The 22,417-nt window shown below is 60.4% G+C and carries 20 protein-coding genes, 1 tRNA gene and 2 pseudogenes; 8 read left to right on the top strand and 15 right to left on the bottom strand.

Annotation, left to right across the window (positions count from 1 at the left end; genetic code table 11):
• Positions 1-38: 38 nt before the first annotated feature.
• From ABTV22_RS16715 to ABTV22_RS16705, 3 genes are all read right to left on the bottom strand, one after another.
• Positions 39-1,544, bottom strand: a complete 1,506-nt coding sequence (locus ABTV22_RS16715) for a PLP-dependent aminotransferase family protein (RefSeq protein WP_433735606.1) — start codon at positions 1,542-1,544, stop codon at positions 39-41.
• Positions 1,545-1,657: 113 nt separating this feature from the next.
• Positions 1,658-2,056: a hypothetical protein gene (locus ABTV22_RS16710; protein WP_433735605.1), complete on the bottom strand. Its 399-nt coding sequence runs from the start codon at positions 2,054-2,056 to the stop codon at positions 1,658-1,660.
• Between the two features lie 145 nt (positions 2,057-2,201).
• Positions 2,202-3,104, bottom strand: coding sequence for a LysR family transcriptional regulator (locus ABTV22_RS16705; protein WP_433735604.1), 903 nt, complete (start codon positions 3,102-3,104; stop codon positions 2,202-2,204).
• A gap of 110 nt (positions 3,105-3,214) precedes the next feature.
• On the opposite strand from ABTV22_RS16705, the gene ABTV22_RS16700 reads away from it, so the two are divergent.
• Positions 3,215-4,054 (top strand): HalD/BesD family halogenase, encoded by an 840-nt coding sequence (locus tag ABTV22_RS16700; RefSeq protein ID WP_433735603.1) that lies wholly within the window; start codon positions 3,215-3,217, stop codon positions 4,052-4,054.
• Positions 4,055-4,148: 94 nt separating this feature from the next.
• On the top strand, positions 4,149-5,117 hold the full coding sequence (locus ABTV22_RS16695) for an ABC transporter substrate-binding protein (protein WP_433735602.1): 969 nt from the start codon (positions 4,149-4,151) through the stop codon (positions 5,115-5,117).
• Between the two features lie 177 nt (positions 5,118-5,294).
• On the opposite strand, the gene yghU is transcribed toward ABTV22_RS16695, so the two are convergent.
• On the bottom strand, positions 5,295-6,134 hold the full coding sequence (gene yghU, locus ABTV22_RS16690; RefSeq protein ID WP_433735601.1) for a glutathione-dependent disulfide-bond oxidoreductase: 840 nt from the start codon (positions 6,132-6,134) through the stop codon (positions 5,295-5,297).
• 362 nt (positions 6,135-6,496) lie between these two features.
• On the opposite strand from yghU, the gene ABTV22_RS16685 reads away from it, so the two are divergent.
• Positions 6,497-6,889 (top strand): GFA family protein, encoded by a 393-nt coding sequence (locus ABTV22_RS16685; protein ID WP_433735600.1) that lies wholly within the window; start codon positions 6,497-6,499, stop codon positions 6,887-6,889.
• 10 nt (positions 6,890-6,899) lie between these two features.
• Entirely contained in the window at positions 6,900-8,690 is a 1,791-nt protein-coding gene (locus tag ABTV22_RS16680) for a SulP family inorganic anion transporter (RefSeq protein WP_433735599.1), read from the top strand.
• Positions 8,691-8,744: 54 nt separating this feature from the next.
• On the opposite strand, the gene ABTV22_RS16675 is transcribed toward ABTV22_RS16680, so the two are convergent.
• From ABTV22_RS16675 to ABTV22_RS16660, 4 genes are all read right to left on the bottom strand, one after another.
• On the bottom strand, positions 8,745-9,923 hold the full coding sequence (locus ABTV22_RS16675; protein WP_433735598.1) for a trans-sulfuration enzyme family protein: 1,179 nt from the start codon (positions 9,921-9,923) through the stop codon (positions 8,745-8,747).
• Positions 9,920-11,296, bottom strand: coding sequence for a pyridoxal-phosphate dependent enzyme (locus ABTV22_RS16670; RefSeq protein WP_433735597.1), 1,377 nt, complete (start codon positions 11,294-11,296; stop codon positions 9,920-9,922). Before ABTV22_RS16670 ends, ABTV22_RS16675 begins: the two co-directional genes overlap by 4 nt.
• 330 nt (positions 11,297-11,626) lie before the next feature.
• Positions 11,627-11,911 (bottom strand): hypothetical protein, encoded by a 285-nt coding sequence (locus tag ABTV22_RS16665; RefSeq protein WP_433735596.1) that lies wholly within the window; start codon positions 11,909-11,911, stop codon positions 11,627-11,629.
• A 100-nt stretch (positions 11,912-12,011) separates the two neighbouring features.
• Positions 12,012-12,674, bottom strand: a complete 663-nt coding sequence (locus ABTV22_RS16660; protein ID WP_433735595.1) for a glutathione S-transferase family protein — start codon at positions 12,672-12,674, stop codon at positions 12,012-12,014.
• Between the two features lie 410 nt (positions 12,675-13,084).
• Between ABTV22_RS16660 and ABTV22_RS16655 the strand changes: the two genes are divergently transcribed.
• Positions 13,085-14,410: an OprD family porin gene (locus tag ABTV22_RS16655; protein ID WP_433735594.1), complete on the top strand. Its 1,326-nt coding sequence runs from the start codon at positions 13,085-13,087 to the stop codon at positions 14,408-14,410.
• A gap of 195 nt (positions 14,411-14,605) precedes the next feature.
• Here ABTV22_RS16655 and ABTV22_RS16650 read toward each other — a convergent pair.
• The 3 genes and pseudogenes from ABTV22_RS16650 to ABTV22_RS16640 all read right to left on the bottom strand — a co-directional run.
• Positions 14,606-14,740, bottom strand: a pseudogene (locus tag ABTV22_RS16650) (hypothetical protein); the annotation flags it as partial.
• 159 nt (positions 14,741-14,899) lie between these two features.
• Positions 14,900-15,034: pseudogene (locus tag ABTV22_RS16645) on the bottom strand (hypothetical protein); the annotation flags it as partial.
• 159 nt (positions 15,035-15,193) lie between these two features.
• A complete protein-coding gene (locus ABTV22_RS16640) occupies positions 15,194-16,906 on the bottom strand; it encodes an amidase (RefSeq protein ID WP_433735593.1) in 1,713 nt (570 codons plus the stop codon).
• A gap of 332 nt (positions 16,907-17,238) precedes the next feature.
• Between ABTV22_RS16640 and ABTV22_RS16635 the strand changes: the two genes are divergently transcribed.
• Positions 17,239-17,313, top strand: a tRNA-Gln gene (locus tag ABTV22_RS16635).
• 260 nt (positions 17,314-17,573) lie between these two features.
• Complete coding sequence (locus tag ABTV22_RS16630) at positions 17,574-18,674, top strand: polyamine ABC transporter substrate-binding protein (RefSeq protein WP_433735592.1); 1,101 nt, start codon at positions 17,574-17,576, stop codon at positions 18,672-18,674.
• Positions 18,675-18,781: 107 nt separating this feature from the next.
• Here the strand turns inward: ABTV22_RS16630 and ABTV22_RS16625 are convergent, their stop codons facing one another.
• The 4 genes from ABTV22_RS16625 to ABTV22_RS16610 all read right to left on the bottom strand — a co-directional run bounded on the left by ABTV22_RS16625 (position 18,782) and on the right by ABTV22_RS16610 (position 21,539).
• Entirely contained in the window at positions 18,782-19,237 is a 456-nt protein-coding gene (locus ABTV22_RS16625; RefSeq protein ID WP_433735591.1) for a MarR family winged helix-turn-helix transcriptional regulator, read from the bottom strand.
• A gap of 166 nt (positions 19,238-19,403) precedes the next feature.
• Positions 19,404-19,856: an Ohr family peroxiredoxin gene (locus ABTV22_RS16620; protein ID WP_433735590.1), complete on the bottom strand. Its 453-nt coding sequence runs from the start codon at positions 19,854-19,856 to the stop codon at positions 19,404-19,406.
• Between the two features lie 59 nt (positions 19,857-19,915).
• Complete coding sequence (locus ABTV22_RS16615; RefSeq protein ID WP_433735589.1) at positions 19,916-20,368, bottom strand: Ohr family peroxiredoxin; 453 nt, start codon at positions 20,366-20,368, stop codon at positions 19,916-19,918.
• Between the two features lie 274 nt (positions 20,369-20,642).
• Entirely contained in the window at positions 20,643-21,539 is an 897-nt protein-coding gene (locus ABTV22_RS16610) for a LysR family transcriptional regulator (protein ID WP_433735588.1), read from the bottom strand.
• Between the two features lie 101 nt (positions 21,540-21,640).
• Here ABTV22_RS16610 and ABTV22_RS16605 point away from each other — a divergent pair, with 101 nt between their 5' ends.
• Complete coding sequence (locus ABTV22_RS16605; protein ID WP_433735587.1) at positions 21,641-22,390, top strand: SDR family oxidoreductase; 750 nt, start codon at positions 21,641-21,643, stop codon at positions 22,388-22,390.
• Positions 22,391-22,417 lie beyond the last annotated feature (27 nt).

Below are 22,417 nucleotides of genomic sequence, written 5' to 3'. Positions count from 1 at the left end.
TCCATTATCCGTTAATTGATAAGACCACTTGCCTCGCTTCAAGCGGTCGGGGGTAGGTAACCCAAAGTACGCAAGGCCCGGGCCAGCGCTTCGACCCGTTCCCGCGCCTGGTTTTCAGGTGTGCCGGCAAAGCCGATCAACAGGGCCGGCGGCAGGGCATGCTGGATGCGGTAGTCGCTCAAGGCGTAGGTGTGGATGTTGTGCCGGGCCAGTTGCCCGGCGATTTCAGTGTCACTGAGTTCGGGCGGCAGCCAGGCGATCAGGTGCATGCCGGCATCCGTTGGAGCGATCCTGAAAAAACTGCCGATCTGCGTTTCAAGCTGCTCGATCAGCGCCTGTTGGCGTGCCTTGTACAGTGCGCGCATGCGGCGGATGTGCCCCAGGAAATGGCCTTCACTCATGAAGTCCGCCGTTGTCGCCTGAAGCAGTGTGGGCGGGCTGCGATCCATGACCGCGCGCAGGGTGCAGAAGGGTTCGACCAGGGCCTGCGGCAGAATCACATAACCGAGCCTCAGTGACGGAAAGAGCACTTTGCTGAAGGTGCCGACGTAGATCACCCGGGCCATCTGGTCCAAGGCATACAGGGCCGGGAGGAGGCGGCCGCTGTAGCGAAACTCACTGTCGCAATCGTCCTCGATGATCCAGCTCTGTTGCTGCGCCGCCCAATCAATCAGTGCCTGGCGCCGCGCGTAACTCAAGGTGACGCCCAAAGGGTGCTGGCGCGAAGGCGTGCAAAACACCAGGCGGGCATCGGGGCATTCGGCCAGACCCTGCTGGACATCGATCCCTTGCTCATCAATGCGCAATGGAACGATTTGAGCGCCCTGGGCCTGCAACGCAATGCGCGCGGCGATGTGCCCCGGGTCTTCCATCCAGACGCTGTCCTGCGGATTGAGCAGCAACATCCCCAGCAGGTTGAACGCTTGCTGCGCGCCGGAAACGATCACCACTTGCCCGGCCGTGCAGTCGATGCCGCGTGCATCGAAGACGTATTCGGCAATCGCTGTGCGAAGTGCCTGCAAACCTTGCAACTCGCCGTAGCCCAGGATTGCCTTGGTGGGCTTTTGCAAGTGACGGTTCATCAGGCGTCGCCAGATCGCCTGCGGGAAAGCGTCATAGGTGCTGTGGCTGGGCAAGAAGGAGGTCGGGGTCGCTGGGTCCCAGTCGGCATAGGACACCCCGCGAAAATGATCGCTGCGCAGCGACAGCATTGACTGGCTGAGGTCCGACAGGCGCGGAGGCTGGCGCTGTTGCTCATCTTCCAGGCCCCGGCTTTCCCACTCGGTGCCGACGTAGGTGCCGGCACCGGTGCGCGAGGCCAGGAAGCCTTCCGCAATCAGTTGATCGAATGCATTGAGAAGGGTTATCCGCGACAACCCCAGCTCGTTGCTCAAGGTACGGGTCGAGGGCAGGCGCGCACCGCTCTGGAGCCTGCCGTTGAGGATCTGTTTGCGAATTTGCAGGTACAGCTGACGGTAAAGGGGAATGGCACTGGCGCGGTCCAGCTCGATAGCCGACAGCAGCAAACCTGCGGGGGATTTCATGACACGCTCGTCTGGGTGAAATGGGCTTTGATCCGGAAACCGTCAGGCGACGGCCAGATAAGGGTATCGAGCGATACCCTATAAGTCACCCATGTGACGTGATGTCCAGTGCACTAGCGACGATAATAGCGGCGATCATTGTCGTAGCGGTGTCCCATGACCCGATCGTGGTGGCGTTCCCAGTCACGATGACGTTCGGCTTCGCGGCGGGCTTGCTCTCTGCGCCATTGCTCTTTGCGCCACTCTTCCCGGCGCCAATCGTCCCTGCGGTCGTACCAACGGCCGTCATGCCAATAGCGGTCGTCATGGGCCAGCAACGTCCCTGATGGCTGCGCGGCCATGCTGGCCAAGGTCGGCCAAGGGTTTTGCGCCACGTGTTCCTGGGCCTGGACGGCTGTGACTTCGGTGGCGAAAGCAGGGGCTGAGGTCTTCATCTGTGTCGCTGATGCCGAGCCGGCTGCCGCTAACGCGAACAGGCCGAAGAGCACCATCCGTGGACCATGGAATTTCATGAGCAAAGACAACCTCTGATAGACGTTCTGACATGTGGCCATCTGCGCTGAGCGAGCAAATGTGCCTATCCACATAGACCGATAATCAGGAAAAAGTTCGCGGGTGCCGTCGCTTGCATCGATGAAAGCCGGGACAACTGCCGAATCAGGCTTGTTCCTGGGTTTTAATCCAGTCATTGAGCTCAGCGACCATCTTATTGACCTCGCTGTTTTCCTGCTCGGAAGGGCGGACGATTGCATTCCACGCGATATCCAGGCCGTCATTGAGTTTGGCCCATGCCAGTTCCCCCCGTTCAAGGCTGGGCGTCACCAGATCCCGTTGCAATATGCTGATGCCGTACCCCGAGCGCACCAGTTCGACGATGGCTTCGATCACCTCGACCGTGATCATCCGCCTCGGCAAGATGCTGGCGGGAGCGAAGAATCGGTCGTATTCCCAGCCGCTTGCACGGTCGGTCGAGTACGTCACCAGGTTGTAGGTCTTGAAGTCTTCGGCGTAGATATTCTTTCTGCCCGCCAGGGGATGGTCGGTGGCCATGATCGCAATCAAGTCGTCCCGGAACAGCGGCAGTTTGGCGACACCGCTGGGGACCATGCCGTCATCAATGATCGATACATCCAGCCGACCTTGCATGAGGCTTGCGTAGACATCGTTGCGCGGCACCGTCACCAAAGTGATTTCGATATCCGGGCGCAGGCTTGAGTAGTGCTTGATGAATTTTGGAATCCAGCGAAACGGACCGTAGGACGTCACACCCATGCGGACAAACGCGGTCACCCCTCCGGCCATGGACCGGGCTTCGGACTCCGCTTCGTTGAGGATCGCGATGATGTCCCGGGCGGCGCGTTCCAGGCGCACGCCGGCGGGGCTGAGTCGCAGCTTTCCGCCCGAGCGCTCTGTCAGGTTCACGCCCAATCGGCGCTCGGCCTCGCGCATGCGATGACTGACTGCGGAGGGCGTGAGCCATAAACGCTCGGCGACAGCGGTGACGGAGTCGACTTCCGACAGCGTTTGAAGCATGACCAGGTGATCCAGGGTGAGTCTCATGGGCGCGCGACCTGAAAATAATTCACAAAAATACGTAAAATTATGAGCGTGACTTGTTTTTTCCAGCATAGCAATCTGGTTCCAGCAACAGCCAACGGAGAACAAGAACCATGACCATGCTTGCGCTGGAACCCGCCGTCACCCTGGGCGATATCGTCGACCTTGAGCGTTATCCCATCACCGATCGAAACAGCTGCGCGTATCGCGAACTGGTTGCTCGAAGCCAAACCTTGCTTCAGCAAGAGGGGGTTGCGATCTTCCCGGGGTTTGTCCGTGATGAACCGGTGGGCACGATGGCCGACCAAACCCTCGCACTGCACCCGCGGATGTTCCATTTTCGGGAGAACCACACGGTGTATTTCAAACCCCAGGAGCAGAGTGTTGACCCGCAACACCCGCTGCGTCGGTTGATGAAAACCGAAAAAGACACCGTCGCCTACGCGGACATTCCGGCCGACAACTGGGTGAGAAACCTCTATGAGTCAGACGACGTGTTGGCGTTCATCCGGGATGTACTCGGTCTGGACACGCTCTATCGCCACGCCGATCCCTTGGCCGCCTTGAACTTGCAGGGCTTTACCGCCGGGCAGCAATTGGGATGGCATTTCGATCGATCTGACTTCAGCGTCACGCTGTCGCTGCAAGCGGCGAACCGCGGTGGGGATTTCGAGTATGTACGCATGCTGCGCAACGAGCACGATGATTGCCATGAAGCGGTCAGGCAGTTCCTTGATGACGCGAACACTCAGGCGGTAGAAGTTTTGCCCCAGGTGCCAGGCACCTTGTCATTGTTCCGTGGCCGTTATTCACTGCACCGCGTGACGCCAGTGGAAGGGGACAGGCTCAGACTCAACGCGGTATTCGCCTATGTGGATCAGCCCAATGTCGAATTCAGCGATTACGCCCGAAAACTGTTTTACGGACGCACCTCGGTCGATCCGTTGGCTTGAGTTTCTCTCGAAAAATAAAAAGCATTGATTCACTCCTTCGCGTGTAGCACGCACCAGTTCGCTGCCCCCAATAATAATTTCGGAGCGTCTGATCATGAAAAGCAGGAAGAAATTGCTGGCCTCGTTACTCACCCTGGGTTTGCTTGTTGGCAGTGCTTCAAGCCAGGCGTCAGCGTGGTGTGATTCGGGCAAGCCGGTGAAGTTTGCCGGTCTGAATTGGGAGAGTGGGATGCTCCTGACCGACATCATGATGATCGTGCTCAAGGATGGCTATGGCTGCAAAACGGACCAGTTGGTAGGCAACACCATCATTCTTGAAACCGCCCTGGCCGCCAACGACATCCAGGTGTTCGGTGAAGAGTGGATGGAGCGCAGCGAAGTCTGGAAAAAATCCGCGGCGGCCGGGAAGGTTGTCGGGGTGGGGGCGCCGATCATCGGTGCGACCCAGGGCTGGTACGTACCGCGTTATGTCGTCGAGGGGGACGCCAAACGCAAACGGCCGGCGCAAGCACCCGAGCTCAAGACCGTCGCCGATCTGGGCAAATACCCGGGCGTGTTCAAGGACTCGGAAGAGCCCTCCAAGGGCCGTTTCTATAACTGTCCTGCGGGCTGGATCTGCGAACAGGACAATACCGAGATGTTGAAAGAGTACGGGCTTGAAAACACCTTCACCAATTTCCGTCCGGGCACCGGTGCGGCGTTGGATGCGGCGGTCCTGTCGAGCTACAAACGCGGCGAACCGGTGCTGTTCTACTACTGGTCACCGACGCCGTTGATGGGGCAGATCGATGCAATCAGGCTGGAAGAAAAGACCGGGTCCAACAAGGACGTGGTCACCATGGTGGGCCTCTCCAGCGTCTTTCATGAACAGGCGCCCGAGCTGGTCGAGGTCCTGCAGAAGGTCAATATTCCCATCGACCTGCTGAACCAGAACCTGGCAAGGATGACCAGTGAACGTATCGAATCGCCCAAGTTGGCCAGGACGTTCCTCAAGGAACACCCGGAGGTCTGGCACGCCTGGGTCAGCGAGGACGCCGCGAAAAAAATCGACGCCACCCTCTGACGGGCGATCAGGGCGAGAGCACCGATACTCACCGGCATAACGCTTGAGATCTGCTTCACCCTGTGGGAGCGAGCCTGCTGGCGAAGGCGGTGTGTCAGTCAACAGTTTCATCGACTGACCGTCCTCTTTCGCGAGCAGGCTCGCTCCCACAGTTAGTTCTGCTTCACCCTTGAGTCTTCAGTCCAGATCACTGGCCTGATGCCGCTCCGGCACCTGACGTTCCTCATCGCCCCACGTCCGGTTGACGCGCTGGCCACGGATGACCGCGGGCCGCTTGGCGATGTCCTCTGCCCAGCGCTGCACATGGGTGTACTGGTGAGCCGATAGAAACTCGGCCGCCGAATACACCTTGTCCCGTACCAACTGACCATACCAAGGCCAGACCGCAATATCGGCGATGGTGTAGTGGTCGCCGGCCAGGTAGCGGCTTTCGCCAAGGCGACGGTCGAGCACATCCAGCTGACGCTTGGCTTCCATGGTAAAGCGGTTGATCGGGTACTCGAGCTTTTCGGGCGCGTAGGCGTAAAAGTGGCCAAAACCCCCGCCCAGATAAGGCGCCGAGCCCATCTGCCAGAACAGCCAGTTGAGCGTTTCGGTGCGTCCGGTGAGGTCGGTGGGCAGGAATTCGCCGAATTTTTCCGCCAGGTAGAGCAGGATCGAACCGGACTCGAAGACGCGGATCGGCGGTTGCACGCTGCGGTCCAGCAGCGCCGGGATTTTCGAGTTCGGGTTGATTTCGACAAAGCCACTGGAGAACTGGTCGCCCTCGCCAATGCGAATCAGCCAGGCATCGTATTCGGCCTCGGCATGCCCGAGCGCCAGCAGCTCCTCCAGCAGAATGGTCACCTTCACACCATTGGGCGTGGCCAGCGAATAAAGCTGCAATGGGTGCTTGCCAACCGGCAGCGCTTTGTCATGGGTCGGGCCGGCCACCGGGCGATTGATGTTCGCAAATTGGCCGCCAGACGGGGCGTTGTGTTTCCAGACCTTGGGGGGAACGTAGGGCGCTTTGCTCACGAAATGGACCTCATGGAGGGTTGACGGAGATCAGGTAGAACGCAGACGGACTGGGTGACTATGGCGCAACTATGATTCAACACCAGGTATTCCAAAAATCGACTGGGTGAATTTTAGATATCAAGGCAGGTGATCCCAACGGCATCAACCACTCAACAGCCCGGTAGGAGCGAAGCTTGCTCGCGATAGCAGAGTGTCAGGCAACGATGATGTCGACTGACGCTCCGCCATCGCGAGCAAGCTTTGCTCCTACAGGGCTGCGCGGGTGGCTGTTGCCGCAGGGCACGATATTTTTTGAGGTCTATGATGGAACTGTCACGCGCAGTTACATTTTGACCGTTTGGCTGAAGGGGAGACGCTACATGGACCGATTCACCGGTGGTTGTCTTTGCGGCACCGTTCGATTGGTGGCGGAGGGACGCCCGTATCGGGTCGGCCTTTGTCACTGTCTGGACTGTCGCAAGCATCATGGGGCGCTGTTTCACGCCAGCGCGATATTCCCTCAGGAGGCGGTGACCATCGAGGGTGAAATACGGGACTACGCCGGGCGGTGCTTCTGTCCGCGCTGCGGGTCATCGATTTTCTCCCGCACCGCGGACGAAATCGAAGTGAACCTGGGTTCCCTCGATGTGCCTGACCAACTGACGCCCACTTACGAAAGCTGGATCGTGCGTCGCGAATCCTGGTTGCCGCCGTTTGCGCTTGCTCGCCGATACGAGTACGACCGCGACAGCACCCGTCGCTTTGAAGAGTAGGAGGCGTTCTATGGACCCATCAAATGCTTCGCCTTCCGCTGCGCAACCGGGACGGATTGCCCATCGCGATACCGGCGTCAATCAGCGCCACTGGAGCCGCTGGCTGCCGGGACTGCTGACGCTGCGCCAATACCAAATGGCCTGGTTGCGCAACGACATCGTTGCCGGACTGGTGCTGACCACCATGCTGGTGCCCGTCGGTATCGCGTATGCGGTGGCTTCGGGCGTACCCGGCATCTATGGCCTGTATGCGACCATCGTTCCGCTGCTCGCTTACGCCGTGTTCGGGCCCAGCCGAATCCTGGTGATGGGGCCGGATTCCTCGCTGGCGGCCGTCATTCTGGCGGTGGTCCTGCCACTGTCGGGCGGCGATCCGCAACGCGCGGTGGCCCTGGCGGGCATGATGGCCATCGTTTCCGGGGTCGTGTGCATCCTGGCCGGCCTTGCTCGTCTGGGCTTTATCACCGAATTGCTGTCAAAGCCGATCCGCTACGGTTACATGAACGGGATCGCGTTGACGGTCTTGATCAGTCAGTTGCCCAAGCTCTTCGGCTTTTCGATTGATACCCACGGGCCCTTGAGAAACCTCTGGGCCATCGGCACGTCGGTGATGGATGGAAAAGCCAACTGGACCACGTTCGCCATTGGCGCTGCGACCCTGGCGGTGATCCTGCTGCTCAAACGCTATAAACGCCTGCCAACCATCCTGATCGCGGTCGTCGCGGCTACCGTCGTTGTGGGTGTGCTGGATCTCGGCGCCAGCGCCGGGGTGAAGGTTCTCGGTTCGCTGCCGCAGGGGTTGCCTGCATTTGCCATTCCGTGGATCACCATGGACGATATCGGCCCAGTGTTGATCGGCGGTTGTGCCGTGGCCCTTGTCTCGTTTGCCGACACCAGTGTGCTGTCCCGTGTCTATGCGGCGCGCACCCGTACCTATGTGGACCCGAATCAGGAAATGGTCGGGCTCGGTATCACCAACCTCGCGGCGGGCTTTTTCCAGGGCTTTCCTATCAGCAGCAGTTCTTCGCGCACCCCCGTGGCCGAGGCAGCAGGGTCCAAGACCCAGCTGACTGGCATCGTCGGCGCGCTGGCGGTCGCCACGTTGCTGCTGGTGGCGCCGGACCTGTTGCAGCATCTACCCAACAGCGCACTGGCGGCGGTGGTGATCGCCTCCGCCATCGGCCTGATCGAAGTCAGCGACCTGCGTCGTATCTATCGCATCCAGCGCTGGGAATTCTGGTTGTCGATTGTCTGCACGGTCGGTGTGGCGGTGTTCGGCGCCATTGAGGGGATTGGCATTGCCATCGTGGTCGCCGTCATCGAATTTCTCTGGGATGGCTGGCGTCCGTACTCCACGGTACTCGGTCGTGCCAAAGGCGTTCGGGGCTACCATGACATCAAGCGCTATCCCGACGCGAGCCTGATACCTGGCCTGGTGCTGTTTCGATGGGATGCGCCGCTGTTTTTCGCCAATGCCGAGTTGTTCAACGAGCGGGTGCTGGACGCGGTGAATGCATCGCCCACACCGGTGCGCTGGCTGGTGATTGCGGCGGAACCGGTGACCAGCGTGGACGTGACCTCCGCTGACATGCTGGCCGAACTCGATGAAACCCTGCAGGCGGCGGGTATCGAGTTATGCATGGCGGAAATGAAGGACCCGGTCAAGGACAAGCTCAGGCGCTTCGGGTTGTTCGAACGGTTTGGTGACGACGCGTTTTTTCCGACCTTGGGCGTCGCGGTAAAACGCTATCTCGAGGTGAATAAGGTGGATTGGGTGGACCCGGCAGAAGAGGGTCACTAATACCTGCATCGACGACCGTGCCTGAGGGGCACGGTCTTTATTTAAGGTAAGTCTTTAGATCGTGGCCAACGCCTGGGCCAGATCCGCACGCAGGTCCTCGACATCCTCCACGCCCACGGACAAGCGCACCAGTGCATCGCCGATACCCAATTGTGCGCGGGTGTCGGGAGGGATGGTGGCGTGGGTCATGATCGCCGGGTGCTCGATCAGGCTTTCCACGCCACCCAGGCTCTCGGCCAGGGCGAAGATCTTCACGTTTTCGAGAAAGCGTTTCGAACCGGCAAGGTCGGTGTTCAGGTCCAGGGAGATCATCCCGCCGAAGCCCCGCATCTGTTGGCGCGCCAACGCGTGTTGCGGGTGCGAGGGCAGTCCGGGGTAATAGACCCGCGCCACCTGCGGCTGACGTTCCAGCCACTGCGCCAGCTCCAGCGCGTTGCTGCAGTGGCGCTCCATGCGCAGCGCCAGGGTCTTCACGCCACGCAGGGTGAGGAAGGCGTCAAACGGCCCGGCAATGGCACCCACGGCGTTTTGCAGGAAGCCCAGGCGCTCGGCCAGCTCGGCGTTCTGGCCGACCACGGCGATGCCGCCGATCACGTCGGAATGGCCATTGAGGTACTTGGTCGTCGAGTGCAACACGATGTCGAAACCCAGCTCCAACGGGCGCTGAATCCAGGGGCTGGCAAAGGTGTTGTCGGCCACGCAGATGATGCCGCGGGCGCGGCAGATGCGGGCGATGGCAGCCAGGTCGGTCAAGCGCAGCAGGGGATTGCTCGGGGTCTCGACCATCACCATGCGCGTGTCGTCCTGCAACGCGGCTTCGAAGGCACCCGGCTCGGTCAGGTCGACGAAGCTGAAACGGTGCCCGGCACTGCGTTGGCGCACCTTATCGAACAGGCGGAAGGTGCCGCCGTACAGATCGTTACCGGAAACGATGTGTGAACCGGCGTCGATCAGCTCGAGTACGGTGGAGATCGTCGCCAGCCCGGAAGCGAAGGCGAAGCCTCGGGTGCCGCCTTCCAGGTCGGCCACACAGCGCTCCAGCGCGAAGCGTGTCGGGTTGTGCGAGCGCCCGTAGTCAAAGCCTTTGTGCACGCCGGGACTGTCTTGCAGATACGTGGAGTTGGCATAGATTGGCGGCATCAGCGCGCCGGTGGTTGGGTCTGGTGTTTGGCCGGCGTGAATCACCCGGGTGGCGAAGCCCCGTGGCGCGGCATTTTTATCGTGCTGACTCATGCAAGGGTTCTCCGTAAGTGGTTGAGCATGTCGACCCGGGTGATCAGACCGTGGAAGGCCGAACCGTCGGCGATGATCGCCACCAGCCCGCGGTCGAGCACCGCTTCCAATTGCGCCCGACTGGCGTCGGGCGGCAGGGTTTGCAGCTTGTCGGTCATGGCACTGGTCACTGACTGGCGAAACAGCGAGGCGTCTTCGTGCACGCCCAGCAGAATGTCGGACTCATCGATCACGCCAACCAGTTGTTTGCCGCCGACCAGCACCGGCAGTTGCGAGACGTCCGCCAGGCGCATGCGCTGGAACGCGGTGAGCAGGGTGTCGTCCGGACCTACGCTGATCACCCGGCCATCCTCGAAACGCCGTGCGATCAGGTCACGCAAGTCGCCGTAGCGCTTGCTCGGCAACAGTCCCTGATCGTTCATCCATTGATCGTTATAGACCTTCGATAGGTATCGGGTGCCGGTGTCGCAGACGAAGCTGACCACCCGCTTCGGTTCGGTCTGTTCGCGGCAATAACGCAGCGCCGCCGCCAGCAGGGTGCCGGTCGACGAACCACCCAGAATGCCTTCGGCGCGCAGCAATTGGCGGGCGTGATCGAAGCTTTCCTCGTCGCTGATCGAGTAGGCGTGGCGCACGCTGGACAGGTCGGCGATCGACGGAATGAAGTCTTCGCCGATGCCTTCCACAGCCCAGGAACCGGGCGTGCCGAGGGTGCCGCTGCGGCTGTACTCGGCCATCACTGAACCCACCGGGTCGGCCAGCACCATCTCCAGGTTCGGCTGCACGCGGTTAAAGAAGCGGGTCAACCCGGTCAGTGTGCCGGCGGAACCGACGCCGACAACGATGGCGTCGACGTCATGCTGGGTCTGCGCCCAGATCTCCGGCGCGGTGCTGCATTCATGGGCCAGCGGGTTGGCGGGGTTGTTGAATTGGTCGGCGAAAAACGCATCGGGAATCTCCGCCGCCAGACGCGCGGCAACGTCCTGGTAGTAATCGGGATGACCTTTGCCGACATCGGAACGAGTGATGTGCACCTCGGCGCCCATGGCCTTGAGGTGCAGGACTTTTTCCGTGGACATTTTGTCCGGCACCACCAGTACCACGCGATAACCCTTGGCCCGGCCGACCAGCGCCAGACCCAGGCCGGTGTTGCCGGCGGTGGCTTCGACGATGGTGCCGCCGGGCTTGAGACGACCATCGCGCTCGGCGGCGTCGATCATCGCCAGGCCGATGCGATCCTTGATCGAGCCGCCGGGGTTTTGTGATTCGAGCTTGAGAAACAGGGTGCAGGGACCGGTATCGAAACGGCTGACACGCACCAGCGGCGTGTTGCCAATGAGTTCGAGCACGGCAGGGCGGGAGTCGTTGGGCATGTCGTCACCTCGCTGCTTGGATCCTCGGTGGATTGCCATCAACCGTCGGCGCGTCAACGCATCGGTTGCGGCAAGGCTTCGTCTGGACCATAGGCCGGGATCGCCACCGGCGCAACCGACGGGGCGAAAGTACCCCCGACATTGGGGAAATTCCCTGTGGTGGGTTGGCTTTGTGGGGGAGGGTGATCGTTTGGGAATGGTTTGGCGGGGCCATACCTGTGGGAGCGAGCTTGCTCGCGAAAAACATCCAGGCAACGCGTTCCGTCAGGCTGGGCGCGTCATCGTTGACGTTCATCGCGAGCATGCTCGCTCCTACAGGAGATGCGGGGGTTAGAGCGTTGCGGTGATGATCACCAGATTGACCTGTTGCATGAGCTCGGTGATCGTTGTCAGTCCCCCGGCTTGCAGGGCTGCCATGATCATGGCCTGGTTCGGCGTGAGGGCCAGGGCCGTCAGGGGTTGGATGTCCGGTATGACTTTGTCTGCAATGCCGATGAACGTGAAGGTGGTCGCGGTTACCTGTGCCACTGCAGCTGCGGTGAATACTGCGACCAGGACGATCACAATGGCCGCCAGTGCAGCCAACAGCAGTGCCAACGTTGCGTGCCCCGTCATGTCTACCTCCAGTGATTCCAGCAATGTGGGTGTTGACCCTTCAGCGAAATCAGCTAAAGCAAGGTGCGGGCCAAGCAACAGGGTGCTTCGGAAATGCCGGTTAGCGGAACCGTTCTGGAATCGCCTCGGCAAAGGGGTAGTAGGCAAACCAGGGTTTGGCTTCGTCGATGACCCTCTGAATCGACGGTCGTTGAATCAAACGCTCGAAGTAGGCGCTCAGGTTCTGGCAGTCATCGGGGAATGGCACAAGGGTGCTGGCATAGAACAGGGCCGGGGCGGCAGCGCAATCGGCCAGGCTGAAGTCGGGGCTGGCCACCCAGGTTCTGTCATGGAGCTGGCGTTCAAGCATGGTGTAGGCGGTCAGCAGGGCGGTGCGTTGTTTGGTCAGGTCGCCGTGGGTGGCGAACAGGCGATCAGCGACGATCTGTTGCATGGGCACCTGGACATGGCAGTCGAAAAAGCGATCCCACAGCCGCACCTGCAGCGCGATGTCCCAATCGTCGGGGATCAGTTGATGTTGGCCGACATACAGCTGGTCCAGGTATTCGATGATCACACTCGATTCCGGCACGTTGCGCTGGCGGTCGTGATCGTGAATGACCGGGAATTTGCACAGTGGCCACAGCACTTCGAGCTCTGCCCGCTCGGCGGCATTGGACAGGTCGATGATGCGCTTTTCGAACGTGATGCCGTGTTCATAGAGCGCGATCAGGACCTTGTGGCAGAACGATGAGAGGGGGTGGTAGTACAGAGTCAGGGGCATCCTTTTATCCTCGGTACGGGGTGGGGTGTTCAGTATTGACCATTGATGAAAACCTGCAGGGTGGATTTTCAAATACGACCGCGATCCATGCCTCTGTACGACAAGTCTTATCCCTCCACGAAAACTACTTTCACCTCGTTTGAAAATCGCCTCTCGAAATGTTTTAAGAGTTTCACGAACTTGACGGTCCCTCTGTAGGAGCTGTCGAGTGCAACGAGGCTGCGATCTTTTGATCTTGCTTTTAAACAAGCAAAAGATCGCAGCCTGCGGCAGCGCCTACAGGGGGCCGAGTGCCGATCCAATCACCAGAAGCCTTCAAGCCCATGTTCACCCATCGGGCGCGGGATCCTGCGCGCCTGAAACAAGCCACAGAACACCCCAATAACGATAAGAAATACCTGGAGCCCCGTATGTTCAACCGAGCCTTCCCCACCGCCCTCCTGTTGGCCACAGGTTCTCTGTGCGCCCAGGCCGCTGAAACCGGCGCCCATGGTTTTCTGGAAGACAGCAAAGCCACGTTGTCGATGCGCACCCTGTACTTCAACAGCGACAACCGGGACGGCGCTGCGGCCCCTTCGAAAACCGAGGAAACGGCCCAGGGTTTCGTGCTGCGTTATGAGTCCGGTTTCACCCAGGGCGCGGTCGGTTTCGGTCTTGATGCCCAGGCGTTGCTAGGCGTGACGCTCGATAGCGGAAAAGGCCGTCATGTTGGTAGCGGCATGATCCCTTCGGACGGTGACGAGGCGGTCGATAGTTGGAGCAGCTTCGGCCCGACCGCGAAGATGCGCATCAGCAAAACCGAATTGCGCTACGGCACGCTGTTGCCAAAACTACCCATCCTGATTTCCAACGACGCGCGCGTTTTGCCGCAGTCGTTCACTGGCACTCAAATCACTTCCAAAGACGTCGATGGCTTGACCTTGACCGGCGGTTTACTGGAGCAGGCCGTGGGGCGTGCCTCGACGGATCGCACCGGTCTGTCAGTCGCCGGTGCCACCCAAGACAGCAACAAGTTTTACTTCGCCGGTGGCGACTACGACGTCACCAAGACCCTCAAGGCCCAGTACTACTTCGCGCAGCTTGAGGATTTCTACAACCAGAACTTCCTTGGCCTGACCCACTTGTTGTCGCTGGGTGACGCCGGTGCGATCACCACCGATCTGCGTTATTTCCACACTACCTCGAGCGGCGCCAACAGTTCGGCTGCCGGTCGGGCGCAGGGTTATCGGGTGTCGGGTTTTACGGACGATAACGACGGTGAAATCGACAACAACACCTGGGTGGCGATGATCACCTATGCCATTGGCGGCCACTCGATTGCGCTGGGGTACCAGCAGGTAGGAGATGGCAGCAACTTCGTCCAGCCCAACCAGGGCAGCCTGCCAGACAAAGGCGCCGGTGGCGGCAGCGTCTACCTGCCTACCGACCGCATGATCCAGAGCTTCACCCGGGCGGGCGAGGACACGGGTTTCGGCCAGTACACCTACGATTTCGCGGCGCTGGGTGTGCCGGGGCTCAAAGCGTCGATCGCCTATCTGAAGGGAACCGGCATCAAGACACAGAATGCCGGGGATCAGTCCGAGTGGGAGCGCGACATGACCCTGGACTACGTGATCCAGTCGGGTACGTTCAAGAACGTTGGTTTCTCGTTGCGCAACGGTCAGTCGAACACCGACGCGGGCCGGGATGTCGACCAGAGCCGGTTCATCATCAACTACGCGATTCCGTTGCTGTAAGACCTGTAGGAGCTGCTGCAGGCTGCGATCTTTTGATCTTGCCCTTTAAAAGATCGCAGCCTGCGGCAGCTCCTACAGAAGAGTTTGATCAATTGTAGGAGCGAGCCTGCTCGCGAAAAAATCAATGACGCCGCGGGGTAACTGGCTCTACGCGTCATCGTTCACGACCATCGCGAGCAGGCTCGCTCCTACAGGTTATTTACCGGCAGAGAGAGGTGGGGTGCGCGACGGAATCTGCCGTTTGCTGCCGGTGGATTCGAAAGCCGCCGCAAAACGCAACAACGCCGAATCATCATAGGCACGGCCGGCAAAGGTCAGGCCGACCGGCATCACGCCCTGACTGTGCCGTTTTGACACGGCTAATGCACTCCCCGCAGGAGCCGGCTCGCAATTCTCCTCGTAGGAGCCGGCTTGCTGGCGATGGCGGCAGTCCAGTCAATAAAACAATGCCTGACCCACCGCAATCGCCAGCAAGCCGGCTCCTACAGTTCATGCGGTTGCGCAAAGCGGTGGGGGACGCGGCGGGATCTCGCGCTTGCTTCCGGTCGATTCGAACGCCGCGGCAAAACGCAACAACGCCGAATCATCATAGGCACGGCCGGCAAAGGTCAGGCCGACCGGCATCACGCCCTGACGGTGCCGTTTTGACACGGCTAATGCACTCCCCGTAGGAGCCGGCTCGCATTTCTCCTCGTAGGAGCCGGCTTGCTGGCGATGGCGGCAGTCCAGTCAATAAAACAATGCCTGACCCACCGCAATCGCCAGCAAGCCGGCTCCTACAGTTTATGCGGTTGCGCAAAGCGGTGGGGTACGCGGCGGAATCTGCCGCTTGCTGCCGGTGGATTCGAACGCCGCCGCAAAACGCAACAGCGCCGAATCATCATAGGCACGACCGGCAAAGGTCAGGCCGACCGGCATGCCGATGTCCGGCATCACGCCCATTGGCACGGTGACCGTTGGAACACCCAGGTGGCGGATGGCGAGGTTGCCGTTGGCCACCCAGATGCCGTTGCTCCAGGCGATGTCCGCGGACGCTGGGTTGACATCGGCGTCCGCCGGGCCCACGTCGGCCACTGTCGGGAACAGCACCGCATCCAGGCCCAGACGATCCATCCAGTCTTCAAGGTCGATCTTGCGCGTGTGCTCAAGCCCGCGCAGGCCATCCGGCACTGTGGTGATCTGATCCCACGGCGTGATGCCGCGTTCGGCCATCTTCACGTATTCGTCCATGCCGGCGGCCAGGTCGCCTTCGCGGTTGGGCAGGGTGCCTGGGTCGTGGGGGAAAATCTGCGGACCATCAACGTCGACCAGACGGTTGAGTTTCGGATCACCGTTAGCCTGCAGGAAATCATCGAAGGCCCAGGCCGTCAGATCCCACAACTCGTGGTGCAGGAATTCCTTGGAGACGATGCCGCGATTGAATACGGTCGGCGCGCCCGGGCGATCACCTTCACAATTGGACACCAGCGGGAAATCCACTTCGAGCACTTCGGCACCGGCGGCTTCCAAAGCCTTGCGCGCGTCCTGCCACAGGCCGATCACCGAAGGGCGAGTGTTGATGCGTTGCCCGGTCGGGCCGCCGATGCCCGGTGCTTCGCTGGTGCCCGCTTCTGGGTCAGCGTTGATGTACATCTTCGGCACACCGAAGCGCTTGCCGGCCAGCGAGTCGGACTTCACGGCCAACTCCAGATAGGAAGCAGGGCGCACCGAGGCAACGCTCGGAATCGGCACCCAGGGTTGCAGGCGCCACAGGTCGCCACGGGTATCGGTGTCTTCGGCTACCACCACATCGAGCACTTCGAGCAGGTCGGCCATGGTCCGGGCAAACGGCACGACCACGTCCATGGTCGGTGTCAGCGGCCAGTTGCCGCGCACCGAAATCACCCCGCGCGAAGGGGTGTAGGCGCACAAACCGTTGTTGGATGCCGGGCCGCGACCGCTCGACCAGGTTTCTTCGGCCAGGCCGAAGGCGGCGAAGCTGGCGGCGGTGGCCGTGCCGGCGCCGTTCGACGAGCCGGAAGCGAACGGGGCGGTGAGGTAGTCAGCGTTGTACGGGCTTTCGGCGCGGCCATAGACACCACGCTGCATGCCGCCGTTGGCCATGGGCGGCATATTGGTCTTGCCCAGGCAGATCGCCCCGCCAGCGCGTAGACGTTCGATGGTGAACGCGTCGCGATAGGCCACCAGGTCCTTGAAGGCCGGGCTGCCGGACGCGGCGGTCAGGCCCTTGACCAGATAACTGTCCTTGGCGGTGTAGGGAATGCCATCGAGCGGGCCGAGGGTCTGGCCCTTGGCTCGGCGCTCGTCGCTGGCTTGCGCTTCCTTGAGCGCATCCGGGTTGCGCACCACTACGGCATTGAGCGCGGTGGGCGTCTCGGGGCCGTCGTAGGCATCGATGCGGGCGAGGTAGGCCTGCACCAGCTCGACCGAAGTGGTCTGGCCAGCTTCAAGGGCAGCGCGCAGTTGGGCAATGGAAACTTCAGTGACTTGGATCATGCGGTCAGTACCGGCAGTAGAGGGGGAATACGGTGAGTGTTTGCCTGGCGGTGGGTCTTGAGCACAGGAGCTTCACTTCTCTTTAAAGGTTTTTCATAACGTTACTGGGTGCACAGCCTTACGCGACAGAGGCGGGATTTCAACTGTGGCGTTAAATTTTTTTACCGGGGCGGGGAGTCTCTACTAACAAGTCGCTGTTTTAAAAGAAAAATTATGGGTGAGGGGCTTCCCATACGAAACAAATGTTGGTAAATTTCCGCGCATTCCAGCACAGGCCCTTAAACAGGCTGTGTATCAGGAGTCGAATGCCAGTCATTCGTCGCAACAGTTGCAGGGGCGTCGCCAAGCGGTAAGGCAGCAGGTTTTGATCCTGCCATGCGTTGGTTCGAATCCAGCCGCCCCTGCCATCTTTCAAGAAACGCCAGATCCCATCGGGTCTGGCGTTTTTTTATGCTCGCCACACATCCCCCCCCCCGATTCATCCGGTCACGGATTTTGGCCATTTCGATCCCCTTTTGGCCTGCCTCACGCTGTGAAGCGTCCTAGCCGTCAGCAAGAATCGATGCCACAACCAGAAACCTTGATCGTCTTTACCCTTGGCCGTTCTTCAGGCCACTGCCGTCTAGAAAACATAAAAACCAACGAGCTGACATTGGGGAACTGATCCATGGACACTATCAAACGCATCCTGGGCGCCACGGTTTGTGGGCTGACGCTGCTGGCCAGCGCGGTGCACGCCGAAACGCACGAGTTGAGGGTTTACAACTGGGCGGATTACATCCTGCCGTCCGTGCCCAAGGACTTCGCCGAAAAAACCGGCATCAAAGTGACCTGGGACACCTTCGACACCAACGAGTCCCTGGAAGCCAAGCTGCTGACAGGCAACTCCGGATACGACCTGGTGGTGCCGTCGAACCAGTTCATCGAAACCCAGATCAAGGCGGGGGTATTCCAGAAGCTCGACAAGTCCAAGTTGCCCAACTGGAAGCACCAGGACCCGGCGCTGCTCAAGCTGCTTGACGCCAATGACCCCGGCAACCAGTACGGCGTGCCTTACATGTATGGCACCGTGTTGATCGGCTTCAACCCGGCCAAGGTCAAGGCCGCACTGGGCGAGAACGCGCCGGTGGACAGTTGGGACTTGGTGTTCAAGCCGGAAAACATGGAGAAGCTCAAGTCCTGTGGTGTGGCCATGCTTGACTCGCCTTCGGAAATCCTGCCGCTAGCCCTGCATTACCTGGGGCTGGACCCCAACAGCCAGAACCCGGACGACTATGAAAAAGCCAAGGCGTTGATGCTGAAGGTTCGCCCCTACGTGACCTACTTCAACTCGGCCAAGTACATGACCGACATCGCCAACGGTGATATTTGCGTGGCCATCGGCTACTCCGGCAGCTTCTACCAGTTCGGCAATCGCGCCAAGGAAGCGGGCAACGGCGTGGTGGTCGACTGGCGCTTGCCGAAGGAGGGCGCACCGATCTGGTTCGACACCTTCGCCATTCCGAAAAGTGCGAAAAACATCGACGAGGCCCATGCATTTCTCAACACCTTGCTCGACCCGAACGTCATCGCGCCCATCAGCGACTTTCTCGGCTACCCCAATGCCAACAAGGATTCTCTGGCGTTGATCAACAAGGACATCACCGGCAACCCGAACCTGACACCGACCAGCGAAGCGCTGGCAACACTGTATGTCGTGCAGCCGTTGCCGCAGAAGCTGGAGCGGGTGCGCACACGGGTGTGGACGGCGATCAAGTCCGATAAATAACTCTTAAGCTGCACCAAATCCTGTGGGAGCGGGCTTGCCCGCGAAAGCGATGTGTCAGTCCAATTCAATGTTGCCTGACACACTGCCTTCGCGGGCAAGCCTCGCTCCTACAGGGGTTTGGTTGCGCGAATCAGGTTGTTGCGCAACGCCACGATCGCCTGTTGCATCTTCACGAAATCATCCGGATCAAGACCGGTTTGCGGGAAGCCATCTTCCGTCAATTCTGCGCGCAGGTTTCGACCTTCCTCGGTCAGGCTGATGCGCACCTGACGCTCATCTTCCGGGTCGCGCTGGCGCCGCAGATACCCCATCGCCTCAAGCTTTTTCAGGATCGGCGTCAGGGTGTTGGATTCCAGGAACAGCTTTTCACCGAGGCTGCCAACGGTCTGGTTGTCCTCTTCCCAGAGCGCCACCAGGGTGATGTATTGCGTATAGGTCAGTCCGAGCCGTTCGAGCATCGGCTTGTAGGCCTTGCCGAACGCCAGGTTGGTGGAATAGACCGCAAAACACAGGAAGTCGGAGAGTTTGAGGTCCAGGGCGGAGGGCTTGTCGGTGGTTTTCATGGGCATTCTCATGGGCCAATCTTGCAAGTCAGAAACTATACGTCGGATGCGATGGTATCGGAAGTGCTCGAAACGTTGGCAACCGTCGTATTGACCTTGCGGGCCTGCAAATGCCGTACGGCCGGTTCGTCAGGAGATCACCCTGTTAAACCGGCCGTACGGTGCATCACGCGGTCATCACATTCAGGGCGACATCGATGTTGCCGCGGGTCGCCTTGGAGTACGGGCAGATGGCATCGGCCTTGTGTGCCAGTTCGGTGGCAATGCCATGGTCCAGGCCCGGCGCGATCAAGGTCAGGCGCGCCTGGAGGAAATACTCCGCTCCGGCCTGGCCCAGATCGACTTCGATATCCACCGCGACGTCCGCCGGTAGCGTCACTTTCAACTGCTGGGCCGCCAGGCCTACCGCCGCGATGTAGCAGGCCGACCAGGCCCCGGCGAACAGTTGCTCGGCTTTCGGGTGGGGCTGCACGCCGGTGAACACATGGGCGGGCGTGTCGCTGCCCGGCGACGACAGTTCGATGTCGAGGCTGCCGTTGTGTCCACGCGAGGTGGTGCCGCTGCGGCTATGGGTGGTGTGGGTTTTACCGCTGGCCAGGACTTTTTCGATTTTGCTCATGATGATTTCCTCAGGTTTATTATCTTTAATTCGTATACGTTAATATCGTGTGCGATGTATTAGGCCGTGATTACATTCAGGGCAACATCGATGTTGCCGCGTGTGGCTTTGGAGTAAGGGCAGATGGAGTCGGCGATGTGTGCAAGTTCTGTCGCAACATCGTGAGCCAGCCCCGGCACGCGCAGGGTCAGTCGAGCTTGAAGGAAATAGGCCGGCCCCGTCTGACCCAGGTCCACCTCGATGTCGACGGCCAGATCCGCCGGCAGCACGATGTTGCGTTCCTGGGCGACCAGGCCGACGGCGGCGGTGTAACAGGCCGACCAGGCACCGGCAAACAGTTGCTCGGCTTTGGGGTGTGGCTGGGTGGCGGTGAAGACGTGGGCCGGTTGGGATGAACCCGGCGATGACAGTTCGATATCGAGATTGCCGTTGTGGCCACGGGAGGTGTTGCCAGCGCTGCTCAGGGTGGTGTGGGTCTTGCCGGTGGCCAGGACTTTTTCGATCTTGCTCATGGGGGTGAATCCTCAAAGGGGCAATCAGGTTTGATTTAGTGTCGTGTGCGTTTAAATCGCATCCGATGGAAATAATATTCACGCAGAACCCCATCGACGTCAAGGGGTATGTTCATGCCTTGGCGACAAGTGGTCGTGTTTGATTGAGTGCCGCACGCCCTTGTAGGAGCGAGCAAGCTCGCGATAAACCGGAGGTCACCGCGGGGTGTCAGGTTAGGCGCGTTATCGTTGGCGTGTATCGCGAGCCAGCAAGCGCCTACAGTGGGGGGTATTGCTACGCAGGGCTCAACCGCTGCAACTCCTGCTGCACAAAATCGGCAAACAGCTTGATCCGGATCGGCGTCAGCGTGCCAAAGGCGTGCAACGAATGAATCGTCCGGGGCGGCAGAGGGTGATCGGCCAGCACTTGGACCAGGGCGCCGCAATCCAGGTCCTGTTGCACCGTGCATTTCATCAGGTAGGCCACGCCCATGCCGCCGAGGACGGCGGCGCGCAGGCCGAACCCCGAATCCAGGCCCATGCGACCCCGTGGAACGAGGGTTTCACCGTTGGCAAAATCGATGGGTAAGGTCCGACCGTTCAACTGATAGCGCACGAAGGGCAGGGCGCGCAGTTCCTCGATGGACGTGGGGTTGCCCCATTCAGAGAGAAATGCCGGGGAAGCCACCAGCGCCATCTCAAGCTGGGTGAGCATGCGGCTTTTCAAGTCGCTGTCGGTGAGGGGGCCGACGCGGAAAATCACGTCGTAACCTTCACGAATCAGCTCCACACGGTGATCGAGCAAGGTCAGGTCCAGCTCCAGCTCAGGGTGATCGGCGAGAAACACTGAGGTTATTCGCGGCATCAGCAAGCGCGCCAGTTCACTGGGCATGCTGACCCGCAAGTGCCCGCGCGCATCGCCGGTGTCCCGCAGGGCGTCGGCGGAGTCATCGATCGCTTGCAGCAGTGGCGCGACGCGCTCGAAAAAGGCCTTGCCCTCGGGAGTGAGGCTGAGCATGCGCGTGGAGCGGCGGAACAGTTTCGCATTCAGTTCCGTTTCCAGTCGGGCAATGCTTTTGGAGATGGCCGAGGGTGTGGTCCCGGCGTTGCGCGCGGCGGCGCTGAACGAGCCGGCTTCAACCGCGCGGACAAAGGCAATCAGGCTAGCGGACTGATTGAGCAGGCTCGACATGGTGTGACTCCGCAGCACAACAGATGTGCCTTTTGCTGGACTGGTTGGCTGGATGCGCACGACATGATACTGCGCGCCTTCAACCAGCGGAGTCAGCACAGATGCAACGTCTTCAAGAAAAGGTCGCGGTGATCACCGGCGGCAATAGCGGTATAGGTTTGGCCTCGGCGTGTCTGTTCGCCAAAGAAGGGGCACAAGTGATCGTCACGGCCCGTCGTCAAGACGTGTTGGACGACGCGGTTCGCCAGATTGGTCATGGCGCCATCGGTATCAAGGGCGATGTCGCCAGCCTGGCGCACCATGCCGAGGTGGCCGAGCAGGTACGTGAGCGCTTTGGTGCGCTGGATATCTACATGGCCAATGCGGGGGTCGTCACCCAGACGCCTTCGCAGCAGGTCACACCCGAGGAGTACGACGCGCAATTCAACATCAACACCCGGGGCGTGTTCTTCGGCGTGCAGTCGATCCTGCCGGTGCTGCGTGACGGTGGCAGCATCATTTTGACCAGTTCCCTGGCCGCGACAAAAGTGATTGGGGGCCATGCTGTGTATGCCGGTTCCAAAGCAGCCATTGGAGCGTTTGCACGCAACTGGGCGTTGGAATTGCGAGCGCGGCGGATACGCGTCAACGTCCTGAGCCCAGGGCCGGTGGATACGGCGATCCTCGGCAAGTTGGGGATTTCAGAAGAGCAACGTCCGGGTTTCATGCAGATGATGGCGGACATGATCCCTGCCGGCCGTTTGGGCGAGCCCGATGAGCTGGCGCAAGCAGCGCTCTATCTGGCATCCAGCGACAGTTCGTTCGTCAACGGCGTCGAGTTGCACGTGGACGGCGGCATGTCGCTGGTATAGGCGCTGTCGAGTGCAACGAGGCAGCTC

Source organism: Pseudomonas putida, assembly GCF_050990305.1.
In the GTDB taxonomy this organism is placed as follows: Bacteria; Pseudomonadota; Gammaproteobacteria; order Pseudomonadales; family Pseudomonadaceae; genus Aquipseudomonas; species Aquipseudomonas putida_AH.
The sequence above is the reverse complement of the archived record's forward strand: the minus strand, read 5'-3'. Positions and strand labels throughout refer to the sequence as shown.

Bases quoted from the DNA above. Each gene is read 5' to 3' on its own strand.
- ABTV22_RS16715 (WP_433735606.1), bottom strand. From the start codon at position 1,544: ATGAAATCCCCCGCAGGTTTGCTGCTGTCGGCTATCGAGCTGGACCGC.
- ABTV22_RS16710 (WP_433735605.1), bottom strand. From the start codon at position 2,056: ATGAAATTCCATGGTCCACGGATGGTGCTCTTCGGCCTGTTCGCGTTA.
- ABTV22_RS16705 (WP_433735604.1), bottom strand. From the start codon at position 3,104: ATGAGACTCACCCTGGATCACCTGGTCATGCTTCAAACGCTGTCGGAA.
- ABTV22_RS16700 (WP_433735603.1), top strand. From the start codon at position 3,215: ATGACCATGCTTGCGCTGGAACCCGCCGTCACCCTGGGCGATATCGTC.
- ABTV22_RS16695 (WP_433735602.1), top strand. From the start codon at position 4,149: ATGAAAAGCAGGAAGAAATTGCTGGCCTCGTTACTCACCCTGGGTTTG.
- ABTV22_RS16685 (WP_433735600.1), top strand. From the start codon at position 6,497: ATGGACCGATTCACCGGTGGTTGTCTTTGCGGCACCGTTCGATTGGTG.
- ABTV22_RS16680 (WP_433735599.1), top strand. From the start codon at position 6,900: ATGGACCCATCAAATGCTTCGCCTTCCGCTGCGCAACCGGGACGGATT.
- ABTV22_RS16675 (WP_433735598.1), bottom strand. From the start codon at position 9,923: ATGAGTCAGCACGATAAAAATGCCGCGCCACGGGGCTTCGCCACCCGG.
- ABTV22_RS16670 (WP_433735597.1), bottom strand. From the start codon at position 11,296: ATGCCCAACGACTCCCGCCCTGCCGTGCTCGAACTCATTGGCAACACG.
- ABTV22_RS16665 (WP_433735596.1), bottom strand. From the start codon at position 11,911: ATGACGGGGCACGCAACGTTGGCACTGCTGTTGGCTGCACTGGCGGCC.
- ABTV22_RS16660 (WP_433735595.1), bottom strand. From the start codon at position 12,674: ATGCCCCTGACTCTGTACTACCACCCCCTCTCATCGTTCTGCCACAAG.
- ABTV22_RS16655 (WP_433735594.1), top strand. From the start codon at position 13,085: ATGTTCAACCGAGCCTTCCCCACCGCCCTCCTGTTGGCCACAGGTTCT.
- ABTV22_RS16640 (WP_433735593.1), bottom strand. From the start codon at position 16,906: ATGATCCAAGTCACTGAAGTTTCCATTGCCCAACTGCGCGCTGCCCTT.
- ABTV22_RS16630 (WP_433735592.1), top strand. From the start codon at position 17,574: ATGGACACTATCAAACGCATCCTGGGCGCCACGGTTTGTGGGCTGACG.
- ABTV22_RS16625 (WP_433735591.1), bottom strand. From the start codon at position 19,237: ATGAAAACCACCGACAAGCCCTCCGCCCTGGACCTCAAACTCTCCGAC.
- ABTV22_RS16620 (WP_433735590.1), bottom strand. From the start codon at position 19,856: ATGAGCAAAATCGAAAAAGTCCTGGCCAGCGGTAAAACCCACACCACC.
- ABTV22_RS16615 (WP_433735589.1), bottom strand. From the start codon at position 20,368: ATGAGCAAGATCGAAAAAGTCCTGGCCACCGGCAAGACCCACACCACC.
- ABTV22_RS16610 (WP_433735588.1), bottom strand. From the start codon at position 21,539: ATGTCGAGCCTGCTCAATCAGTCCGCTAGCCTGATTGCCTTTGTCCGC.
- ABTV22_RS16605 (WP_433735587.1), top strand. From the start codon at position 21,641: ATGCAACGTCTTCAAGAAAAGGTCGCGGTGATCACCGGCGGCAATAGC.